14 protein-coding genes are annotated in these 24,351 nt (G+C 48.0%); 8 read left to right on the forward strand and 6 right to left on the reverse strand.

Annotated features, from left to right (window positions below; all coding sequences use genetic code 11):
- The first annotated feature begins 98 nt into the window (after positions 1-98).
- Positions 99-1,058, forward strand: a complete 960-nt coding sequence (locus VJ579_03880) for an NUDIX domain-containing protein (GenBank protein ID HXK38179.1) — start codon at positions 99-101, stop codon at positions 1,056-1,058.
- 34 nt (positions 1,059-1,092) lie between these two features.
- Here the strand turns inward: VJ579_03880 and VJ579_03885 are convergent, their stop codons facing one another.
- From VJ579_03885 to VJ579_03895, 3 genes are all read right to left on the reverse strand, one after another.
- Positions 1,093-1,746: a hypothetical protein gene (locus VJ579_03885; protein ID HXK38180.1), complete on the reverse strand. Its 654-nt coding sequence runs from the start codon at positions 1,744-1,746 to the stop codon at positions 1,093-1,095.
- A 136-nt stretch (positions 1,747-1,882) separates the two neighbouring features.
- On the reverse strand, positions 1,883-3,544 hold the full coding sequence (gene groL, locus VJ579_03890) for a chaperonin GroEL (protein HXK38181.1): 1,662 nt from the start codon (positions 3,542-3,544) through the stop codon (positions 1,883-1,885).
- 9 nt (positions 3,545-3,553) lie between these two features.
- The gene (locus tag VJ579_03895; GenBank protein HXK38182.1) at positions 3,554-3,877 is read right to left on the reverse strand and encodes a co-chaperone GroES; all 324 of its coding nucleotides are present in this window, start codon (positions 3,875-3,877) and stop codon (positions 3,554-3,556) included.
- A gap of 164 nt (positions 3,878-4,041) precedes the next feature.
- On the opposite strand from VJ579_03895, the gene VJ579_03900 reads away from it, so the two are divergent.
- The 5 genes from VJ579_03900 to VJ579_03920 all read left to right on the forward strand — a co-directional run bounded on the left by VJ579_03900 (position 4,042) and on the right by VJ579_03920 (position 10,471).
- Complete coding sequence (locus VJ579_03900) at positions 4,042-4,314, forward strand: hypothetical protein (GenBank protein ID HXK38183.1); 273 nt, start codon at positions 4,042-4,044, stop codon at positions 4,312-4,314.
- Between the two features lie 143 nt (positions 4,315-4,457).
- Positions 4,458-4,697, forward strand: a complete 240-nt coding sequence (gene secG / locus VJ579_03905; GenBank protein ID HXK38184.1) for a preprotein translocase subunit SecG — start codon at positions 4,458-4,460, stop codon at positions 4,695-4,697.
- A 236-nt stretch (positions 4,698-4,933) separates the two neighbouring features.
- Positions 4,934-6,736: an ABC transporter substrate-binding protein gene (locus VJ579_03910; protein ID HXK38185.1), complete on the forward strand. Its 1,803-nt coding sequence runs from the start codon at positions 4,934-4,936 to the stop codon at positions 6,734-6,736.
- Positions 6,737-6,804: 68 nt separating this feature from the next.
- Entirely contained in the window at positions 6,805-8,754 is a 1,950-nt protein-coding gene (locus VJ579_03915) for a ribonuclease J (protein ID HXK38186.1), read from the forward strand.
- 460 nt (positions 8,755-9,214) lie between these two features.
- The gene (locus VJ579_03920; GenBank protein ID HXK38187.1) at positions 9,215-10,471 is read left to right on the forward strand and encodes a branched-chain amino acid ABC transporter substrate-binding protein; all 1,257 of its coding nucleotides are present in this window, start codon (positions 9,215-9,217) and stop codon (positions 10,469-10,471) included.
- A gap of 23 nt (positions 10,472-10,494) precedes the next feature.
- Here VJ579_03920 and VJ579_03925 read toward each other — a convergent pair whose 3' ends face one another.
- Positions 10,495-11,292 (reverse strand): RsiV family protein, encoded by a 798-nt coding sequence (locus tag VJ579_03925; GenBank protein HXK38188.1) that lies wholly within the window; start codon positions 11,290-11,292, stop codon positions 10,495-10,497.
- A gap of 49 nt (positions 11,293-11,341) precedes the next feature.
- Complete coding sequence (locus VJ579_03930; GenBank protein ID HXK38189.1) at positions 11,342-12,130, reverse strand: RsiV family protein; 789 nt, start codon at positions 12,128-12,130, stop codon at positions 11,342-11,344.
- A gap of 113 nt (positions 12,131-12,243) precedes the next feature.
- Here VJ579_03930 and VJ579_03935 point away from each other — a divergent pair, with 113 nt between their 5' ends.
- The gene (locus VJ579_03935) at positions 12,244-12,822 is read left to right on the forward strand and encodes a S24 family peptidase (GenBank protein HXK38190.1); all 579 of its coding nucleotides are present in this window, start codon (positions 12,244-12,246) and stop codon (positions 12,820-12,822) included.
- 110 nt (positions 12,823-12,932) lie between these two features.
- The gene (locus tag VJ579_03940) at positions 12,933-14,072 is read left to right on the forward strand and encodes a DNA polymerase IV (protein HXK38191.1); all 1,140 of its coding nucleotides are present in this window, start codon (positions 12,933-12,935) and stop codon (positions 14,070-14,072) included.
- A 34-nt stretch (positions 14,073-14,106) separates the two neighbouring features.
- On the opposite strand, the gene VJ579_03945 is transcribed toward VJ579_03940, so the two are convergent.
- Positions 14,107-24,273, reverse strand: coding sequence for a DUF2341 domain-containing protein (locus VJ579_03945; GenBank protein HXK38192.1), 10,167 nt, complete (start codon positions 24,271-24,273; stop codon positions 14,107-14,109).
- Positions 24,274-24,351: the final 78 nt, after the last annotated feature.

Below are 24,351 nucleotides of genomic sequence, written 5' to 3' on the forward strand. Positions count from 1 at the left end.
ATTCTAGCGCAAGACAACAGAAAATCTAGACGAGTCCTAACCTTTATGGTAGAACTTGTGCAGACATTCAATTGCTCTTCTTTTAAAAAGGAGTATTCATGAGCCTTCGGGATACATTTCCCCTCGCTGTTGTAATCGGACGGTTCCAAGTCCCCCGACTGCACAATGGACACATCCAGCTCGTCGCTGCCGCACAGGCACACGCTCAGTGTGTTTCGATGAAGACGGACATGCTCATCGTAATCGGCGTCAGCCCCGCCCTTCCGAACAAAGCAAATCCGCTCTCGTTCGAGGCACGACGTGCCATGATCTCGGCCCAGTTCGAGGGATTTCCTATGGAACACATCCTCCCCTTAAAGGATCGAGGCAACAATGATCTATGGTCGCGTGATCTCGATGCGCTCATCCAGAAACACGCACACGGCCGACCGGTCACGATCTATGGATCGCGCGATAGCATCGTCTCTACTGGGTCCTACAAGGGGAAATATCCGACACACTACGTCGAAGCGGAGGGCCTCTACTCCGGAACAGAAGAGCGCGCGCAGCTTGCGAATAATGATTTCGTGACGCTGCACCTCGCGATGGATGAACACTTCCGACGCGGATTCATATCGGCGATCATGACGCGCGACCCTGTTTGCAACAGCACCGTCGATGCAGCGATCATCTCGCGTGACAAGCGCTTCGTCGTGCTCGGACAGAAGGAGCGCGACCATGGGAAGTTCCGTTTCCCTGGAGGATTTTTCGACAAAGAGCTCGATTTCGACGATGAAGCTGCTGCGATTCGCGAAGCGCGCGAAGAATGTGGCGACCTCGTCTTCGGAGAAGCAGTTCCCCTAGGCTCTGCAGTAATCGACGACTGGCGCTATCGAGGGACCGGCGACTACATCAAGACGCAGCTCTATCTGCTCCCTCACGAGAGCGGTGAGCTGAAGACCCTCGACAAAGATGATCTTTCGGGAGTCTCGTGGCATCCGATCGACCAACTCCTCAACCTGATTATTCCGGACCACGAGCTGCTCGCAAAGAAGCTGCTCAACTACCTCAATAAATGAAATCCAAAAGGACAGCCAACGGCTGTCCTTTTTTCTATAAGAAGAATTGTACCTTCTTCGCCTTCTTGAACACCTTTGCAGGTCGACCCTTCTGGAGCTTACGCTCTTTATTGGTCGGCTTGATCGGAAGTTCTTCGATAAACTTGTAGAAGTTTCGTTTATCTACTTCTTTTCCAAGCACGGAATCAAATGCATTCTTCAATTCACTGATTACGAATTCATCTTTGACGAAATTGAGTAAGATACTCGAGATGTACGCATGCTCACGCAAAAACTTTATTGCATCCGCAATGATGTGATCATGATCGTAAGCAAGCTTCAGCTTCTTGTTAAGCGGATACCATTCCAACCCGTAATCTTTATCAGAATTTTCGATAATACCGATATGTGCAAGTGAAACGACACGACCACGGGGATCACGCTCAACTGCATCATAAAAGCCTAAACTAAATACATGAGGAATCACATCGATCGATGATTTTTCCTGTGCAATGCGTTTTACCGCCTCGAGTGCAACTTCTTTTGGATGAAGTACACCGCCCAAGAGTCCAGGAACATTCACAAAATAGGGCGGCCGATGCACCAGCTGCGTCGCGTATTCTATGGTTCCGTTTTTCATGCGCAATAAGACGATGTCAGTGGCGACAATTGCGAAACGCAATGTGTCCTTTGAGTCTAAATTTGTCATGGTTCATTTATTGTTCATACACCAAATGGTGCGTACTACTATTATACAGGCTAGTGTTTTTCTCACAATAAGCGTGTAAATTCGACAGAAAGTCAAAAATTTCATGTACATATAAAAAGCGCCGAAGCGCTTTTTATTAATAACCCATATCTTCAGCGGAACCAACAGACTTCTTCTCCTCGGGTGCATCGACAATGGCAACCTCAGTAGTAAGCAAGATGCCGGCAGCAGAGATTGCGCGCTCGAGCCCAACCCGTGCAACCTTCACTGGATCGACGATTCCCGCCTTTAACATATCAGGAACCATCATATCATTTGCTGCATCATAGCCTGCATTACCCTTACCTTCCATAATCTCCTTGATGATTACTGCGGCATCATCGCGCCCAGTATTTTCAACTATCTGTGTGATTGGCTCCTTGAGCGCATTCACGACGATCTGATATCCAACCTCATACTCTGCATTCGTCATCGCCGCGCCTGTATGCTTTTCGTTTTTACGCGCTGCGAGATTCTTTGCGAGCTCCTTTGAGAGACGGACGAGTGTTGAACCACCGCCAGGGATGATTCCCTCAGCAATCGCAGCTTTCGTTGCCTTCACTGCATCCTCGATCTTGAGCTTCAAGTACTTCATCTCGGTCTCAGTAGCAGCACCGACACGGAGAATTGCTACTCCACCGGAGAGCTTCGCAAGTCGTCCCTCAAGTTTTTCCTTATCATACTTCGAGTCTGCATTCGTAATTTGCGCACGGATCTGCGCAACACGCTTCGCGAGTGCCTGCTTATTCCCCTTCCCGTCGACGAGAATGGTTTTGTCCTTCGTGGCAATTACTCGACCTGCGTGTCCAAGTACATCAAGTGTTGCATCTGCAAATGTCGTACCTACATCATCTGAGATGACGGTAGCCCCCGTAAGGGTTGCGATATCATCAAGCATGTCTTTCTTGTGCACGCCGTAGCCAGGAGCCTTAATGGCAAGCACATTAAATGCACCTCTAATGCGATTCACGACAAGGGTCGTAAGCGCATCACCTTCGATATCGTCAGCGATAAGTACAAGATCCTTTTTCCCTGTCTGTGCAACTTTCTCTAGAAGTGGAAGAATTTCCTGAATCGAAGTGACGCGTTTATCGGTAAGTACTATAGAAGCATCCTTAAAGACCGCCTCCATGCGTACGGAATCAGTTACCATATAAGGAGAAACGTAACCCTTGTCGAACTCAAGCCCCTCAGTAATCTCAGAAGTTATACCAAATGACTGTGACTCTTCGACAGTGACTACACCATCATTCCCTACTTGCTTAATGGTCTCTGCAATCTTCTTACCAAACTCCGCACTCTCCACTGAAATCGTAGCAACCTGCTCAATCTCAGCGTCAGTCTTCACCGGCTTTGCAATCTTTGTGAGATAAAGCTCGGCATCACGAAGTGCTGCCTCCATGCCACGACGTACCCCCATCGGATTCGCACCCATGGCGACACGCTTCATGCCTTCACGCACAAGTGCCTGCATTAAAACCACGGAAGTGGTTGTACCATCACCGGCGATCTCGTCAGTCTTGCTTGCGACCTCCTTGGTCATTTCTGCACCGAGGTTCTCGAACTTATTTGTGAGCGTGATCTCTTTTGCAATAGAGACGCCATCGTTGGTGATTGTTGGTGCACCATACCCCTTATCGAGGACGACATTGCGCCCACGTGGACCGATGGTGATCTTCACCGCATCAGCGACGATATCGACACCACGGCTGAGCGCCTTGCGTGCAGCCTCTCCATTTAAAATTTGTTTTGTTGCCATAGAAGAAAATTATGCGCCAATAATTCCGTAGATATTCACCTCACTCGCGAGGACATAGTCTGTGCCTTCGAGTGTAAGTTCTTCAACATCATAGCCACGCTTGAAATACACCTTGTCACCTACCTTCACGTCGAGTGCGATACGTGTACCTTCGTTATTGCGGCGGCCATTTCCAACGGCGACGATCGTGCCGATCTCTACCTTTTGATCCTCATCCTTCTTTGAGAGGATGATGCCCGAGGCGGTCTTTTGTTCGCCCTTTTTATTCTGAGGTAAGACAAGAACGCGATCTGCGAGTAGTGAAATATTTAATGTTTGCTTATCTTTTTTCATATGTGCAATATATACCTTAACGTGTAAGGTGAGCGTATTATAGCGAGCACTCTAGCTCTTCGCAAGGACCACAAGGTCCAAATAACACGGTCGTGTCAATGTATTGACGTTACAAAAAAGATGTGTAAGACTGATGCCAGTAAACGTTCTATAAGGAGGCACTCATGCCCACCCCTGATGGAAAGCCCTTGATCGGCTACGAAGAGCAGGCCTCGCGCTGTCTCGCTGCTGGACCGCTGTCAGAGAAGCATCCCATGATTGAACTGCTCTCGGTCACCAAGGAGGACGGCAACATCCACAAAGCCTTGGTCTGTCCAGGTTGCGGCGCACACGCTCTGACCGTGACTGACAAGGACGGCCTGCTGCTCACCCCGATCATTCCCTTCACTTGGCCGAAGTCACTCCTTGATCGTCTCGATCAAATGAACCGGCGCTAGCCAACACCCACCCACATGCACGCATGTGGGTTTTCACTTACTGAAATACTCCTTTAGAATCACCATTTTGCTCCTATTTTTACTCCAAAAGTACAGAGCTTGCCCCCTTGCAGGATAGCGGTATTTGTGTATAATGGATTCACATGGAACTTCAGCAGTCACTGCAATTGGCAGACATCATTCTCTCAGTCCTCATCATCGCACTCATCCTTCTCCAGCGCTCTGGAGCAGATGTAGGTAGCGCATTTGGCGGGGGCGATGGTTCAGGAAGCGTCACATATACACGCCGCGGTTTTGAGCAGGTGCTCTTTGTAGCATCAATCGTCGCAGGCATCCTCTTTGTGATCCTCAACCTCGCACTCCTCAAGTATCCTCTCGCCTAGTACGGAGAGGGTATTTTTACGCAAAAAGCATATCTTTTTGGCTAGCATAGCCACATTCGTTGCCTCTTCTGGTACACGAAGTTCGTTCTTCCACCCTTTTTGCTCGAGAATTATGACTCCAAACGCGGACTGGCGTGCTTTTTCTGCTACCACACAGGATGTGTGCATCTCTCTGTATTCCTTTCGAGGACAAGGTTAAGTACACAACCAGTTGTGCACTCAACCCTATCCTTGATATGCAGCATATGCACCACGGTCGTGATCGCATCCATGTTTATACACACTCCATTTGGCTTGTGAACTTCCTAAACTTTTCTTCAAAAATCTCTGGCACTCAACTTTTTGCAAGAATCCTTGCGCTTCCGTTTCCCATTCGGATTGCTGGATTTCTTGCATCCATAGCGCTCGCAATCAGCACGTTCTTTATCGTTGTACACATTGTCGATGCGCGCTTCTTCGTTAGCATTCCTGAACAAGGTGGAGTACTCACTGAGGGTGAAGTCGGGCGACCGCGACTCATCAATCCAATCTTTGCAAAGACAGAGGTAGACCGTGACCTTGTCGCACTGCTTTATTCTGGCCTCATGCGCCCCTCAGGTAACGAGCTTGTTCCCGATCTCGCAGAAAGTTTTGAAGTAAGCGAGGATGGGAAAACCTACACTTTCACACTCCGTAGTGACGCAACGTTTCATGACGGGACACCAGTCACTGCTGCTGATATCGTATTTACTGTTGACCACATAAAAAACAAAGGACTGCCAACAAAAAGCCCCCTTGCTCCGAACTTTGTCGGAGTGATTGCCCAGGCAACCGATGCACGTACGGTTGTGTTTGCTCTTGAACAGCCTTATGCCGCATTCACCGAGTCGCTAACCTTTGGAATTCTTCCAAAACATATTTGGGAGACTGTGGGTACCGATGATTTCGATCAGACAATCTTCAACCTTGAGCCTATCGGTTCAGGACCATATCAACTCACAAGGGTCATCCGCGACCCGCAGCGAGGTCTTGCGAAAGAGTATGTCTTGAGTGCATTTCCAGGGTATGTGCACGGAAAGCCACTTATCAGCGAGTTTGACCTCTTCTTCTATGGAAGCGAGGATGAACGCATCAACGCATATAAGAATGGTGAGATTGGTCAGCTTGCAGGAGTCCAGACATCATATGCGCGCGATATTGCAAGCACTGGTGCTCCTGTACTCTCTGCACCGATGCCTCGCATCTTCGGTATCTACCTCAACGAGCCAAAGAAAACGCTCTTCAGCAATCCCGTCGTACGTGAAGCACTTGATAGTACAATTCCAAGAGAGGAGATCGCAGCGCAGGTTTTCTCCGGTTACGCAAACCCTGAGATCGGACCATTCCCGGGACTTGCTCGGCCCGACGGCCTCCCTGAGGATAAGCACCTGCTCCTTGCAGAAGCTATGCTCGAAAAAGATGGCTGGGTAAAAAATGCTGATGGTGTGTACGCAAAAACAAATAAGAAAACGAAGCAAACCGAAGTTCTCTCATTTGCAATTTCCCTTCCTGATATTCCTGAGCTCACTGCGAGTGCACAACTCATTGAAGCGGCCTGGAACAGACTCGGAGCAAAAATCGAACTCAAGACTTATGATCTTGGAACCTTCACGAGTGACATTCTTGCTTCGCGCAACTTCGACACTGTATTCTTCGGTCAAGTCACCGGTCGTGACCCAGATCCTTATCCATTCTGGCATTCAAGCCAAAAAACACGCGGAACGAACATCGCACAGTATGCGGACAAAAAGGTAGATGCACGCATCAATGACCTCTCACATACTGTCGATGCCGCAGGCCGCGCGATCATTCTCAGTGAAATAAACACTATGATCATGAATGATCGACCTGCCCTGTTCACCTATAGTCCCGGTTTCGTCTATGTAACTGACCGTGCCGTCAAAGGCATAACACTTCCACTCATGACGACTGCCGCGGAACGCTTCTCCGGAATCGAGCGCTGGTATACCTCTAGCGAACGCGTTTGGAAATTTCTTGCAAAAGATAAAGCGGTAAATTAAGCAGAGCTGACGCGAGGCATCCACCTCCCGCTCCTCCTTTGCAAGCACTCATTTAAATAAACTCAAATATGGAAAACAATACTCAACCAAATCGCGCGCCAAGCGCCGCAGCAGGGGCACCACGCCCTCGCCCACCTCAGGGTCAAGCGGGAAGGCAAGGCGGTCATCGTCCACCAATGCGTGGACCTCGTGGACCACAACGTGACGGCCACCGCTCTAGTGGCAACCATGCAGGCCACAACCGTCCCGGAAATCATTTCGAAAAAACCCGTGATCGCGTCATGGATGTTCGTTATGAAAAAGCAGGAGAGCAAAAGAAGCGCAAGGAAATCCCAGCACTTCTTAAAGGTGATATTCGCGTGATCATTTTCTCTGGCGTTCAGGAAATCGGACGCAATATGGCTGCAATCGAATTCGGTGACGATATCGTTATTGTCGACTGCGGTTTGCAATTCAAGGATGAAACAACTCCTGGAATCGATTATATTCTTCCAAATACAACCTATCTCGAGGAGCGCAAGGATAAGATTCGTGGTGTATTCATTACCCATGGACACTTGGACCACACTGGTGGACTTCCCTATATCCTTCCTCGCATCGGCAACCCACCGGTCTATGCACGTAAGCTTACAAGCTTACTCGTAAAGAAGCGTCACGATGAGTTCCCTTCTCTTCCCCCACTCGATCTTCGTGTTGTGGAAACTGAAGACGTTGTGCGATTTAAGGATCTCGCAATTCGCTTCTTCAAGGTGACGCACACCATCCCAGACTCAATGGGTGTTATGATTGACACCCCTCACGGCACCATCATCCACACCGGTGACCTCAAGCTTGATCACCAGGGCGGCATCGCCACAGAGGAAGAAGAGCGTACCTATGGTAAATTCCGCAATGAGAAGATCCTTCTCCTTATGTCAGACTCAACAAACTGTCAAAAGGCGGGATTCTCAATTCCTGAACCTACAGTGCATGTGACGATTGAAAAGCTTATCAAGGAGTCGCACGGTCGCGTCATCGTCGCAACCTTCGCCTCACTTTTGGAGCGCATCATCAAGGTCATCGAGTTCGCTGATACACATGGGAAGAAAATCTGTATCGATGGTCGTTCAATGAAAACAAATATCGAACTGGCACAGAAAGCAGGAATCTTTACATTGAAACCAGGAACAGTCATCCCCGTCGAGGACCTCGATAAGTATCCACCCGATCGCGTGGTCATGCTCGTTACTGGAGCACAGGGCGATGAATTCGCGGTACTTATGCGTATTGCAATGAAGAAGCACCGCCAGGTGAAGATTCGCGATGGTGACACTATTCTCTTCTCGTCATCGGTCGTTCCTGGAAACGAGCGTGCCGTACAGAAGCTTAAGGACCTCCTCTCACGCCAAGGCGCAAAGATCGTCCACTATGAGACTTCAGATGTCCACTCATCTGGTCACGCATATCGCGACGAGGCACTGTGGATCATGAGCAAGGTATCCCCTCGATTCTTTGTACCACTCCATGGCTACCACTATATGCTCCGTTCACATGTTGATATCGCTTTCACCGCTGGAGTTCCAAAAGAGAATGCGATTATCCCAGACAACGGATCAATCATGGAGATCAGGGAGAGCGGTACGAAGTTCGTGAAGCTCCCGGTCATGGCACCAAACGAAATGGTAGCCGTCGATGGATTCAATGTCGGCAATATCCAGGAGGCAGTCGTACGCGACCGCCAAATGCTTGCCTCAGATGGTATCGTTGTGCTTGTCGCAACCGTCGACATGCAGACCGGTAAGATTATGAAGAGTCCAGACATCATCGCACGTGGATTCGTCTACGTTCGTGAGTCGCACGAGCTCCTCAACCATGCGCGCCTCATCATCAAGAAAACGATTGAGGATGCATGTGGAAAAGACATGAATGGAGTGAACTTCGAATTCTTGAAAGAGGACCTGCGTGACAAAGTCGGCAAGTTCTTCTTCCAGAAGACAATGAAACAGCCCATGGTAATCCCCGTATTGCTAGGAATGTAAAACATAAACCACTTCGCCCAAACTTGGACGAAGTGGTTTTGTTTTACATTCAACTCGGGCATTTTCGGCGGCTGTCTTTTTGCCAGGACCGACCAGCGCTCGCCCACGTCTCACATCAATATTTCTCGCAAAGCCTCAAAATATTGTGTGGTCTCGGGCCCGCCTCGCAGTCTCGAAGACTCGACATAGCCCCGGCTTACTCGCGGGAAAATGCTATCGCATTTGCCTTCCCGCTCGTACTCCGAGTACCCTTGTACACTATCGTGCTGCGCGCAGGCCGTTGCTGGCAAAAATCCTAGCCGTTTCATTGTGTAAATTGAGGAGCCAGGAATGATGCTAAGTCCGAGCCGTTTCATAGGGCAGATTGAATGGCTTAGAATTTAGGTCTCATGACGCATGACCCATGACTTTAATGCACAGGTAGTACCATAGACTGTACTAAGTATGCTATTATATAGTCATGGAGAACACAGAAGAAACGAAACCGCCAGAAACACTTTCCACGCGGTCCATCATGTTTGCCTCTGTTGGTGCAATAGCGATATTAATTATTTTTTGGGGAGTAGTGACACTTGTACGCAAGCCCACCATTGCCATGCCGAGTGAAGTCGTATACACCATATACGCAAGTGCACCAGTACAGTATGAGATTGGTGACTTCCCCATCAAGGCTGCACAACTTGCCCTTGAGCAAGAGCAAGCAAAACCAAGAAACTACAGACTCCGTTTCATTGCTCTTGATGATTCGACGCTAAATGGAGAGTGGGACGAAATGCGCTTGAGGGAAAACCTCAAGATTGCGATTAAGGACCCAACTACGATTGCATTTTTCGGGCCCATTTTGAGCACTGCAGCAAAGATCGCTATACCTATGCTCAATGTGGAAGGTATCCCCATCATCTCACCGACGAACACTTGGCCGGGTCTCACAAAACCAGGATTCTCGATTGATGAGCCTGGGCGCTATTACCCCACACAAAAGCGCAATTATGTGCGCTTCTCGACTACCGATGAACTAGAACTCACCAATGCTGCAACATGGGCGCAGTCACTAGGCATGAAAACAGTTTCCATAACGGGAGACAAATCGCTCGACCCCGCAACAACACTCTTCTTTTCAAAACGAGCTGAGGAACTCGGCATAAAAGTAAACTCACGCTCATTCCTTGAAGATAATAATACTTTCCAGGTAGCAAAAAACCTGATCACCGAGAAACCAGATCTCGTCTATCATCTTGGCGCGAACAGCACACTCTTCACAAAATTTATTCGTGACTTGCGACGAGCTGGCTATAGAGGGAGTGTTATGGTGAGCGATTCTGTGCTTAGTCAATCACTTTTTGATGCAGCAACACCTGAGCTCGAAGGAGTATATGTAACATCGGTAAGTATACCTGTCGACAAGCTTGGAAACTCACTCTCTGAGCGCTTTATCGATGCCTATAAAGAACGGTATAAAGCAGCGCCAGACACCTCAGCGGGAATGGCATACGAATCAATGAAGATACTTATCAATGCCATAGACAAAAGCGATCACACGCGCGAAGGGATCATACGTGAACTATTTAACACACATAACTTCCCGAGCATGTTCGGCTCAGTTACCATTGATAGCAACGGTGATAATGTAAGTGGAAATATTGGTGGAAGTATAATCAAAAATGGGAGCGCACAATATATCGGAGTCATTGGACATACACCCAATCTTATCGATTAATAAAAAACGGCAATTGCCGTTTTTTACTGGAGCGGGAATGGAAGTGTAATGGTCGGCATACCAATGGCATGTGGCCCAACCTGATAGTCGCTGAAATAAAATGTGATTCTATTTCCGTGAATAGTGAAATTTTCGAAATTCTCGTACTTTGCCCCCGCACCATCATTAATCCACTGAATTTCAACAGGAGAAAGCACTGACTCATCCAAAGTACGCTTGCGCTCCTCAATAAGTAATGCGATAGCATCAGCCGAAAGCTTTTCAAGAGTACTTATGTCGCCACCAACGATATCATCAATCGCAACTACACGATGTTGCTTCAGGTCATAGTTAAATGTATGCACACCGCCTGACCCATGCGCACCCCCGCTAAATTCATCGTATTCGACAAGAACACTAACTCTTTCCGCATCGAATTGCATAAGTGACCATGTCGCATGATAAGGAAAGAGCTCCGCTTGAGATGGGGTATCAGAAATACTCCCTCTTGGATCGGCAGTTTCCGCTCTCGCCTTCCAGTTCTCCATAGAGGCTTTATCGTGTTCCTTTATACCCTCTGTTATCAGTGTTGCTATTGGAGCGTTAAGCACCTCCAGCTCACCCATAAATTGCGGATAATCAACCTCTGTGCGTGTATACGTCCCAACATGATGATCCGAAACATTAAAAACGAGTGGTGTGGTTGTAGCAATACTAAGTGGAGTAGTAATAGTAGGAGCTTCAGCTTTTGGCGTCACAGCAAAAAACTCAAAAATGAAAAATGTTCCTACAAAAACGATAAATAGGAGGGAAAGATAAATCGGAATATGCTGCTTATTCATATGCCCATTATTCCATGCTATCGCAAATTATGAAAGGGTAAGCATCAGGCTAGAGTGGATACCAAACTTCAGGTACTCCATTCTTATACGCAGCAACTTGATTCTGCCCAAAATACAATATGACGTTTCCATGCATGACGAGAAACTCCTTAAAATTATTCTTTTCTGGAGCGGTGCCTGCCTTAAGCCACTTTAGTGCTGCATCGCCAAGCTTTGCACTGAACTTCTCTGTAAGCTGCTGCTTGAGACTGTCATACGCAAAACCAGAAAGCTGATCAAGATAATTAGGATTATCTGGAAACATATCAGCGACCTGGAGCATACGATGTCCTCGAACATCATAATTGAATGTTTTCACCTCCTCTATTGTATGCCCATCACCAACCGCGGCTCTAAATCGAAGCAAAAAACTTAATCTTCCCATATTTATCTCGCCGGGCTCCCAGGTGATACGTAAGAGAAGCTTATCCACACTCGTAGGAGGAGTAACTTTCCCTCCTGCAGTATCAAGACCGCTACTGCGCGCAAGCCAGTTTGCCTCTGCCATGCTTTCATGTCGGAGCAATGCATCACTCACCACGCTCTTTACTGCGTTATTGAGATCCACTGGGCCACGCACGAATTGTGGATACGCAATCTCACTTTTACTGTAAACATTTTCCCCTACCTCGTCCACGACACGCAAGAGCGGAGTAGTTACCTGCCTTCTATTGAACATAATACTCGTAAGTGTATTTGCGTTACTCTCATCAATATGTGCAAAATTTATTGCAATGAGCACGCCAAAAATGAGCACGACCGCACCGAGTGTAAGCTCGGCTAGCTTTTGTTTTTCCATAAGCCTATTATCGCACATACTATAATAATATAAAGTAAAGCTATACACAGCGGCAAATGAGTATGCTGTGCTATGCCTCTTGCAAACGAACGATTGTTCGTTATACTATATATATGCCAAAGCATGATGACACAAAGAACATTTCTCATTTGAAGGATTTTTTCCGCAGACACGGACGCCTTCCTTCATATAAAGAACTCCTCTTTATCACCGGCTTCTCTTCACGTGCATCTGCCTTTGGTCTCATCAATCGACTTGTCGCGCGACAGATTATTGCCAAAGACGAAGAGGGGCATCTCTCCCCTGGTTCACAGTTTTTTGCACGTCCACGCCTTGGTGTCGTCGAGGCAGGCTTTGGTTACGACGCGGATGCCATCGAAGATGACGCTCATGCTATCGATAACTACCTCATTGAAAAACCTGAGGCGACGTTCCTCCTTACCGTAAAAGGTGAATCAATGATCGAAGCAGGAATCCTTCCCGGCGATATCGTTGTTGCGGAACGTAGAAGTGATGCAAAAAATGGCGAGATTGTGGTCGCTGAGGTCGATGGCTCGTGGACAATGAAGTACTACCGTAATGAGAATGGCAAAATTCTCCTTATACCCGCAAATCGCACAATGAAACCCTACTCCCCGAAGCAATCGCTCTCCATAGCGGCGGTAGTGAGAGGGGTGGTGAGGAAATATTAGAGGAAATCCATGGGAATAAGGGGGATTCAAAACTCACCTATTATCAGCATATCCGCAAAATCGCATTCTTCCCTTATCCCCTCATAACCTTATAACCTTGTATTCTCTCTATGCGCTACATCCTTCACTGCGATGGGGACAATTTCTTTGCGTCATGTCTCGTCGCGAAATACCCTCGCTTGCGCAATAAGCCTCTCGTCGTTGGCGCCGAACGTGGTATGGCTACCGCACTCTCAGTTGAAGCAAAGGCGCTTGGTGTTACGCGGGGAATGCCCATATTTGAAATCAAAGCAAAGTATCCTGAAGTGATCATTCTTTCTGGAGACTATGAGCTCTTCTCTCGTACCTCAATAAGGATGCACAGACTCATCGAGGCGACAACAACGGCAGTTGAAAAGTATTCAATTGATGAATCCTTTGCGGATATTACCGAGGCAATAGAGAAACGCCGGAGCAGCGCTGAAATCATTGGAATAGAGATAAAAGAACGTACGTGGAAACAACTTGGAATCCCCATCTCCTTCGGTGTCGCTCCGACAAAAACACTTGCCAAACTCGTTTCCACGTCGAGCAAGCCTAATGGATTTCGCGTCGCAATGACCGAAGAGACGCTTACTCCTATTCTTGCAAATATACCTATTGAAAAAGTCTGGGGTATTGGGTGGAGAACGGCAGTAAAGCTCCGTGCACGAGGTATACAGACTGCACTCGAACTCAGAGATATTCCACCAAACGTACTTTCAACTTTCGCAAGACCGCTACTGGACATCCAAAAAGAACTACGCGGTATTATTGTACACCCCATCAACCTTGAGCACGCTCCACTGCAGTCAATGATCTCCTCCCTCTCCTTCCCTGCGACCACAGACAGCGACTTCATACACAGGGAATTCATTAGACACATTGAGCACCTCGCACACCGCTTGCGTAAGCACGGTCTTGCAGCGCGCACACTTACTATTCACACAAAAAATAGCAAACAAGAAGTCATAGACCTCTCTTGCACACTTCCACAACACAGCAATACCCCGGGCATATTCATTGATCATTTTGAAATGCTCTTTCCACACATCCTAAAGCTTGGCGAGCGTATTCGTACGACAGGTGCGGCAGTTACGGATCTTATTCCAGAGACAGCTGCCAATATATCGCTCTTTGACAAGAGAGATGCTCGGGAAGAAGTCATATTCAAGACCGTTGACAGTCTTCACAAACGAGGGCTTTCGGTACGTTCAGGAATAGGCATATGAATATAAAAACCCACCGCAAGCGGTGAGTTTTTATTTAATTTGCTGATACACTGATCAAACCATTATGTGTGAGAGGCTTTGTTCCAAATGGGACATAAAGTCCGAAGTAGATATTATTGACTACCGGCGTCGTTGAGTTCGGCTTTGGGAAAGTCAAACCAAGCGTTGCCGTGCTTGTCGAAAGCGTCGTACATAATGAGCAAGATGCAAAATCAAATGTCGAAGTTGCAACCTTTTCGTTATCAACAGTAATCGTACTATCTGTCGTCGTAAGATCTGAACCCGCAATATCGATACCAAACTGCGCATTTCCCGTATTCTGGAGAGTAGCGGAAGGATTCGAAAACGCAGGAGTCGTACTTCCAATCTCCATACTACCGAAGTCCACCGCTCCCGTAATGAACGCAAGAGCCTTAAGCGTATTGAGTTCAGCATCGACACTCGCAGAATCGGAGACATTTGCCTGATTATGCACATGCACCGAAGCAGTCCAGATATCACTTGCATATGTACCGACATCAGTTGGCTCTGCAAAGTATTGCAGATCTGCCTGACAAGAAATCGTACAAGATACACCCGCACATGCAGACAAGGCACACGAAGTCTTTAGAGGAGTATAACAATTGTTATCATCCGCCACACAAGACTCACCGAGACTCTTGCGATAAATCGTACCCGTTGCTACCGGTGAGATATCAGCATAACCGCTGTAATCAGTTACTGTACCAGTTGCCATCACCGTCGTTGTTCCACCTTCATTAAGAAGCGAAAGCGTTGGAGTGGTCCAGTTCCAGTTTGAAATATGCGGAGGATGTGAGACTGACGCCTCAGCAACCTTCGTATATGACACAAGACGATTTCCATTATTGGATACTCGGAAACAATATGTCGGCTGAATCGCACTAGGAGTGAATTGCAACGCATACTCTACTTCAGTGAAGTAATTCGCGGCGATCGCAAGTCCAGTCGTCTTATTCGACGGATCCTCCACAATACGTCCTGAGACAAAGTTCAATCCCTTCGGAGTAGAGAGGAGTGGTGTTGTACCATCACCATCAGCGAAACTTGTAGATGTAGCCATACACACCGCATCCGTTGAGCACGAGCTCGATAGAGGAACGGGAAGGTAATTTGCGTCACCAACCGACTCACAGTTCGATGCCCCACCCTTAATCGCATAATCGAGTTCGAGCTGCTGTCCAGAGAGTGGGGTTCCCGTGTTTCGGATTCCGAAACGTAGACGTACTTTCTCACCAAGCTGTGCTGCACCATATGCGGCATTTTCACTAGTGATCCAAGTTGCTCCACCATGCTGCTGCGGCGCAAGCACTATCGTTGTCGGAGTGCCTGCAATATATGGAGTAGCGGTAACGTTATCCCAACCACCCTTCTGGTACCAGTATGAGAATCCAATCCCTGACCCAGGAGCATAGCTGTCTACTGCAGAAATACTTGCAACCTGCGTACCACTTGGGTCAAACAGTGTTGCATTAATCGTTCCTCCTGACTGATAGATCCAATCAATACGCGCAGTATACCAACCCTGTGTGGAAAGTACGACATCCTGAGAAGAAACTTCTGAGGATACATTCGGTAAGAATCCATCCTTTGTCGCATCCTTCACAAGTCGCACATTCTTTGCGGCCTGCTGTGGTGAAACACAGAAGCCCCAGTTCGAACCACTCGTAGAGTTTGCTCCGAAGGTCAAACAGGTATCGTCATTTGATGAACCATCAATATAAATATTCTCTCTAATTGTCACACCCGCACCTACTGTCGTTCCGCGCGTAACGCCCGCAGAAAGATTTGCCATACCCAACGTTTGTCCTGTATCAGTCATTGAACGCAAATACTTGAGTCCAAGCTGTTCAATCGGCGAACGCGAAGCCATATCAAGTGTTCTAAATGATGCAGTGTCACCCGTCATACCTGAGAGACCAGATTCACCGTCAAAGAAATAGGTGAAGACCGAGGCACCCGAGGATGACGCTGCGGCACTCGCATTACCATAATAGACATAGACATCCGCACTTGACTGCGCAGCAAGCGTAGGTACCTTAACCCACACATTCGCACTCGCGGTCGTGTATGTTTCGATCCAGAATGGAATCGTCGTTGTACCATTGTTTGCAGTGAAACGAATATCTCGGTAATCTGCCTGCATTTGTGACTGATATGGTAAATTGACTTTCACTGCAACATTCGTTGCAGCTGAGCTTGTATTGTTCACCACATGGACTCGCTGGCGATGCGTCCAACCCGAGGCTGCACCACCGTACCATTCACTATCCGGCACCGCCTCCCCTCCGTCGTCATGACGCCACCTATAGTAACGTTGATCAACGAACTGACAGAGCGAATCATCCCATCTGAATGCTCCACAGGCGCCTGGTGAACCATCATTATCTGCGGACTCACCCGCAAGGTTCCCTACCGCACTACTGAAGTTCAACGCATTCGTTGAAGTACCGTTCAAGTAGGCGTTGACCCCTGAAGTGTGACCCGTATCAAGTGCGAAGCTGTTATTTGCAAGAATTGCGCCTGAGTTTGCATCAACAGTACTACCATCGATGTAAAGTATATTTCCCGTATCGACTCCTGTTGCAAGATCTGCATTCTCAAGTGCCGTAATTACCGTATTTCCCGTAAGCTGCAGACCGTTCGCAGTAGTATTACGCATCTTGAAGTAACGACCCTCGAAAGTTCCACTCGAGACAGAAAGACCATAAGTTCCTGACAGTGACTGTACTGAGGTTACTGCACCTGAGCTACCGACTATATGTAATTCTGTCCCACTATTCCATGTCGCCGTGCTCCCTGGTGCGAATCGCACATTGACGGTTCGTGAAGCAATCGCAGTACCATCAAAATTCGTCGTCGCCGACCAATAATCACTTCCGACATTGCGTACGTAATTACCATAAATATTGAGAGCTCCATTCACATTTGCGTAGTTCTGCGCATAGAGCGAAGCACCCCCTGCCGTAGTGACGCTTGTCGATGACGCATTCCAGACCGCTACCTGTGTATTTGCGCCAAGCTCAATGGCATTATATGCAGTCGCAGGTGCACTCTTTGCATTTATCGTGGAAGTACCTGTTTTTTCAAGTCGCAGTGTACTTCCCGTCCAAGTTCCACCAATACTATTAGTAAAGAGATCCTGCACCACAAGCCTTGTTGAGGGCGACTGCACAAATGCATTCGCAGTCTTGAGCGTTAGTGACTTCGTTGCTGTTGCATTCGCCTCTATGGTAAATCCACCACCAGCACCGTCGACAATAAGATTCGTGAACGTAGAATTTCCTGGATTAATGAGCTTCCCTGTTGAGGTTGCGAACATGCGCACCGTCGACGTTGCTCCTGCGGTGAAACTACCTGCAATATTCTTGAATGTTCCACCAATTGCGAAGTCTGCTACAGGAAGAGTAAGGCTACCTGAATTAATGTAGACATCTCCTGTTGTTGTCGCATTCTGCACATTCGTCGCAAAGTCACCATTGGCAATACGGAGATTTGCAAAGGCTGAACCACCAGGCACCAGGAGTCGGCTACCCGCTCCTGTCACCGAGACAGTACCGCCATTTGCAATAAATGCACCACCGATGTTCTGGAAGTCATTCCCGACTGCGAGTGTACCTGCAGGAAGCGTCGGCGTACCCGATGCAATAGTGAAGTTCCCCGTTGTTGTTGCACTATCAAGGAAGCTCCACGCACCAGTTCCAATGAAAGTAAGATCCTTGAAACTACTTCCACTTGTGCGAATTTGCTTTCCCGTTGTAGTAGAGGTCATAAGGACTGTACCACCGTTCGCATTGAACGTACCAAGATTACTGAATGTTCCACCAACCGCGAATGTACTTGCAGGTAGCGTTACTACTCCTGTAGTGATAATGACATCACCCGTCGTAGTTGCAACACCCGCAATAGTCCACGAGCCCGCACCATTAAAGGTGAGATTCGTCAGTGTTGCCGGAGTAGCAGCTGTGAGTGAACGGCCTGCGACAGAGGAAGTGAACGTAAAGTTTCCTGCACCACCCGAGACAATCGCATTCGCACCCATCATGAGGTCACCGCCAACGGTATACACCTCTGCACCACTAGTAATCCAAGTTGCACCTGCCCTGATTTCAATATCTCCTTCTATCGAAGAAGTATTGGTATTTCCCGGGACTGCGGCATTACCACCAGGCGCATAAGTCTTTCCACTCCACACGATGAGCTTCGTATTCGTATCAAGAGTGAGCGCTCCTCCTGTTACTCGTGCAGGGATATTCGCATACTGATCTTTGTCATACAAATCAATGCTTGTATTTGTAATAGCCCCCGTCTGCTCGTTTCGCACAATGACCGTATTTTCGTACATGTCATAATCCGCAATGTTTGTCATTGGATTATAGGCATATGTCACTGCCTTCACACCACTACTTGATGTCGCGAAAAGTATGAGCGTATCAGCACCTGCGGGAAGGATATTCGGAATACTGAAACTACCGTCAGCTGCACTACATGCTGTACCCGGCATTGTTGTAGAAGCATTTGCTACACGAAGGAATATGTTTTGTGTTACTCCATTACATGCAGTTGATGGAGTAACCCCATCACTCTGATAGAAATGACCAGAAATCGAGAGCTGTGCAGTTGAATCATCCCATACGAGATAACCAGGATTTCCTGCAGGGTCAACGTCATAGACCTCACCATCCCTTCCACCATAATGATTTACGAATCGCCAAGCAGACACGGTTGCACCTGTGGCGGTGATATTATTTCCGCCGGGAGCGATGAAGCCAAGTCGATACAGAATCTTCACAGGATTTGCAGTAATAACCGAAGCGGCAATGGTCATGAGTGACCCTGATCCGCTCGGATTCCTAAACACCACATCATCCATCTGACTAACTTTCACTGAGCCCGTAAGTGCAGTACCGGTTGCATTCGCGTCGGAAATATCAAGATACTGCATTGTTGTCGAAGCGCCACCAATTGAAAGTCCAAAGGTTCCACTGAGCGCGCGAACTGTAGTTGAAGCAAGTGGATCACCAATCATTTCAATCACGCTTGTCCCACTATATGTCGCTGTGGATCCCGCTGCAAAACGCACACGTGCCGCGCGAGGAGAACCAAGCACTGTTCCGTCAAAGTCCTTTGTATAATCCCAGTACTCAGTTCCACTAGTACTCTTATAGTCTCCAAAGATATACAAATCACCATTCACACCAGCATGATTTTGAGAGGCGATACCGCTTCCTGATGGTGTAATAAATTGTGTCGAGGAAGAATTCCAGAGTACTGCCTGTGTATTCGCGCCGAGCTTCAAGATATTATAGCTATCTGCACCACTACTCTTTGTATTCACTGCCACACGGCTACCCGTATTGAGATAAAGCGTAGAGCCAGTCCAAGTCGTCTTCGGACTACCAACAAGATTTGTGAAACTGCTTAATATTTCCAAAGTCCTACCTGATGCAAGCGTCCAACTCGTTGATGAACTAATTGTCATCGCGGTTGCAGTTGCATGCGCAGCAATGGTCCACGATCCTAATGGATCACTGAAGTCTACTTTTCCGAATGAAGAATTTCCAGGATTAATAGTCTTTGAGCCACTTCCGGAGAATTGGATCAAACCAAGCGAATGCGTGAAGGTACCCGCGTTGGTCCAACTTCCCTTCACGGTCGTCGTTGCCGCATCTGAAGCAATATATGTTGCTCCTCCCGCAATAGAAACGTTTCCGAGAATCGTAATAAGCGGATCACTTGCGAGACCACTTACCGTTGGTGTTGAACCTGATCCTCCCACGATGAAGTCACCCAAAATGTTAAGGTTCAATATTGGCAACGTGTACGAACCAGTGCCCATAAATGCAAGGTCAGTATAGGTGACATTCGTCACATTGGTAAGCCCTGTACTTGCGTAGGTCACACGCGCACTCGTCGTATCGAGCGAACCTTGGACCATAAGTGGAGTTCCAGTTCCCGTAAGCACAAGTGGATGAGCTGCCAAATCAAAGTGGTGTTTCGTCTTTACGGTAAGTACCCCAGCCACTGTTGTTGTTCCTGTACCTGCTTTTGTTGTTGTACCGAAGGTAGAACCATCGCCAAGCACTAAGTTGAATGCGGTCCACGTATTCACTCCACCGAAACTTCCATCTGCGGGAAGAGTAAATGTTCCACCGGTCATCGCAAGTGTTCCGTTACCCGTTGCACCACCTTGCGCTGTAATATTACCTGTTCCCGAAAGTGTTCCCGATGAAAGATTGAGCGTATTCGCCACACTTATATCGGAACTCAGGGCCCAAGAACCAGAACCAGTGAAACTAAGATTCCATAAGGCAAGCGGATCTACAGTTGTAATTGTGCGGGCATCCGTCGCGGTCATGAATACCGTTGACGAAGCAGCATTGAATATTGCACCTGCATCACCCTGCAAACGACCACCAACACTGAACTGCTCATTTCCTAGCGCATTAAGTACTGCACTATTATCAATATGAAGTGCACCTCCATAGGCCACCGCACTTCCTGTCCCTGTTGTGATATTTCCACCAGGAGTGAACGTTTTGCCTGCCCACACCCAGAGCTCATAACTTGCGGGGACCGAGAGATTACCTCCATTTGCGGTAAAGAGCATATCCCCATCGTTGTCTGCATCGAAACCTGAGAGCGCTGCATTACTCATTGCAAGCGAATCCTCATGTCGCAATATGACTCGGTTCTGATAGAGCTTCACGCCCGAAAGATTCACCGATGCACTGCGAGTTACGGTGACCGCCTTTGCAACAGGAGAACCCTTGAGGTACACCGACATCGTTGTTTCGCCAGTGAACGTGACACCATTTACGGTAAAGTTACCTCCTGCTCCACAGGTACCACCGAAGGCTGCACCTCCTGTTACCTGTACGCGCACTACTGCGGTAACACCATCACAGACCGTTGCACCCATTGGCGCAAGATTTGCATCATAGACTGTCCCAGAGATACTGATGATATAGCTTGAGTCATCCCAACGCACTTCACCTGGATCACCTGATGGATCATTGTCATATAGTTCACCGTCAATATCTCCACCATGTTGTCTGAAGCGAATGTAATTCGTTGTTGCAGCAGTAACGTTCACATTTTTTGCTCCCACAAACCCACCACTTCGGAAGTAATTACGCGCAAATTGCTGTGAAGCATTTGCATCAATGGCCTGCTTGCTCAGCGTGAGCACGTATCCCCCATTCACTCCTACAGACATATCCACGTCATCAAACACTGCTATCGTAGAAGAACCGGAAATAGAGATTCCTGTTGCTCCCAGGTTCGTAAATGCTGCATACTGTGCGGACAATGTTGTCGTCGCAAGATTGATCGCATACGTACCCGAAAGCGCACTCACGGTCGTTGTCGCACCTAATCCTCCCATCACTGAGAGCACTGTCCCAGAGGCGAAGTTCGCCACTGCATTTGTAGCGAAACTGACACTTACCGCGCGAGGGGTTCCAAGCGCTGTTCCGTCAAAATCGGTATTATAGTCCCAATATGCCGTACCCGAGTTCTGCGCATATGTACCGTAGATACGCAATGCTCCATTTGAGCCTGCATAATTCTGTACATAGAGCGCACTTGTCGCATTTGTTGTCACGCTCGTCGCAGACGAATTCCATGTACGAACCTGAGTTGCATTATCAAGTATGATTGCACCATAGTCGTCTGCGCCAAGTGTCTTTGTATTTATAGACATTGACGCACCCGAGGTGAGACGTAGCGTAGAACCCGTCCATGTCGTATTTGCGTTTGTTGCATTATTCGTGAAGAAACCATCAACACGAAGCTCAAACCCGCTTTGCATCGTAAAGCCACCAACTGCACCAAGCGTTGTCGTCGCGCTAACACGTGTATTTCCGTTTATTGTGAAGTTACCTCCTCCAGCAATATTGAGGCTTGAAAGCACCATTGACCCTGCCGACAATGTCGCTGCACCTAAAGCCCTATTCAATGTAAGGAGCGATGCATTGGCATTCGCAATACCGTTATTGATGAACGAACCACCAACAGTAAGCGATCCACTTACTGGGAAATTAAGTGTGGCACCAGCATTTACAATGACTGAACCTGCAGTAGTAACATTCGTATCACTGAAGTTAAGAGTTGTGCCACCAGCGGTTACTCCGCTCAACGTCTTTCCTGCAAGTGCGATACTCTGCACGCCACCATTCATGAACAATGTACCGCTATTGTGAACGATGTTTGCAGTATTCGTGAAGTTTCCGCCAACAGTGAGCACACCACTTGGCATCGTGAGCGCACCACCTGAAATGCTCAAGTTCCCAGTTGTCGTCGCGCTTGTAGTAAACACCCAAGAACCCGTACCATTAAAGAGAAGGTTATTGAAGTTCGACAGAGCACTCATCGACTTACCCGCGACCGTACCATTCATGACAAGTTGATTTGGAGCGGTAAATGTTCCACCCGTCTGAGTGAAGCCACCACCAACGGTAAGCGAATTTGTTGGGAATATATGTGTACCACCTGAAACGAGAATATCCCCTGTAGTTGTCGCATTCACATCGATCCAACTCACGGACCCACTCTGCAATGTGATATTACTGAGCTGCGCAGTTCCTTGCCTGATCGTCGCAGCACCAGCAGGATTCATGAGTAATTTTCCAGTACCACCGCTTGTAGTTCCATCATTCCTAAAGCTCCCAAGCAATGTCAGTGTATTTACACCAAAGAAGAATGAATCTCCTGCGGCAATGGTGACATTCGTCGCTTTTACTCCCGTGCTAAGACTCAGCGACTTTGGTGAACCATCAATAAAGACATTTCCCAAATCTTGACCAATAAGCGTAAGATCCGACCATGTCCCCGCAGTTACACCAAGGAATGTTGTAGTTGCAGAACCCTTTGTGAATACACCATTCACTCCAATAGAGAGACTATCTTCGATCGAGATAGGCTGCGCCCCAGGAGAAAGTGTTCCGTAATTTATGTTCACACTTCCTGTGGTATAGAGCGGCGTAACGGTCTGCCAAGTTGCACCAGTTGCAACCTCACCAAATGTTACATCATTGAACTTGTATTGTGTTGCACCAGTGTTGTTAATCGTATGCACGCTTGAAGTTGCATTGAATACGGTGCGCCCTGTTCCTGGAGTAAACACTCCACTATTACGCCAATCACCTGCAACCTTAATGATGTTTCCGTCAGCATTTGTTGTTCCGCTGATTGTATGCGAATACATCGTATTCGTCACACTTCCTGAACTTTGAGGACGCCATGTCGTACCACTGACAACCGCAAGGGACGCATCAGGACATGCGAGCAGTGGACTTGCACAAAGCGTCAAATTTCCCGATGCATCGACATTATGGAAGATGCTTGTACTCGTCGCACTTGTACTTTCATTGAGATAATCACTGAGTGCGAGATCTGCATTTGAAAGTGTCTGCCCCACCTGTGAGGTGTCACCAAGCACAAGCCAACGCCTTGAGAGTTCCATATCACTCAAGCTTCCTGAACCCATGAATTTTGCAACGGCAACTGCACGATTCGCAGCACCTGGGCTTGCAATCCATGCCGTCACCACATCACCATTACGATATGAGACACTTGGGATAGTCCAATTACCCGCACCATCGATTGTTCCTGTCTGAGGACTCAGTACCCCATTCACTGCAACATTCACCGTTCCTCCGGTAAGTGGTGTTGTGCGATCAAAATTTCGTGCAATACCGCCGACTGCAAGCCCTTGTGCCCAATCAACTGTCCAGTCATTCACTGTAGGACAGTTCGCGAGTGTATTACATGAGAGATCAGCACGAAGACGAATCGTACTGTAGGTACCCACGTTGAGTCCCGAGAGATCAATAGGGCTTGTTGTTGTGCCCGAACTATTACCCGGAAGGTCAGCATCTGGAATGCGCTCCCAGTTGCCTGGCGAGACAAGATACTCAAGTGAAATTAGTGCTGAGGAACCTCCAGGGGCGGACGTTGTAAATCGTGCCTGTCGCCATGCAGGCGCCTGACCATCGGCAAACTTGATTGGCGATGAGAAAATGCGACCCGAAGAAAGTCCTTCTTGAGGAACAAGGTCAAATGGATTGCCATAAGGCTTTGTCGATACAGATGGCGTTCCAATATTTTGTGCAGCACTCCATGTTGATCCGTTCCAAACAGAAAATACATAGCTCAGTGTCGGAGAACGAGAGAGTACCATAGCAAGAATATCGCCCGAGGCTGATGCGCGCTCAACGAGCGTCGTCCACGCCTCAACTCCCGACCAACGATACGTTGT

This window comes from Candidatus Paceibacterota bacterium (assembly GCA_035583355.1).
Classification (GTDB): Bacteria; Patescibacteriota; Minisyncoccia; order Phycocordibacterales; family UBA6899; genus JAJZQJ01.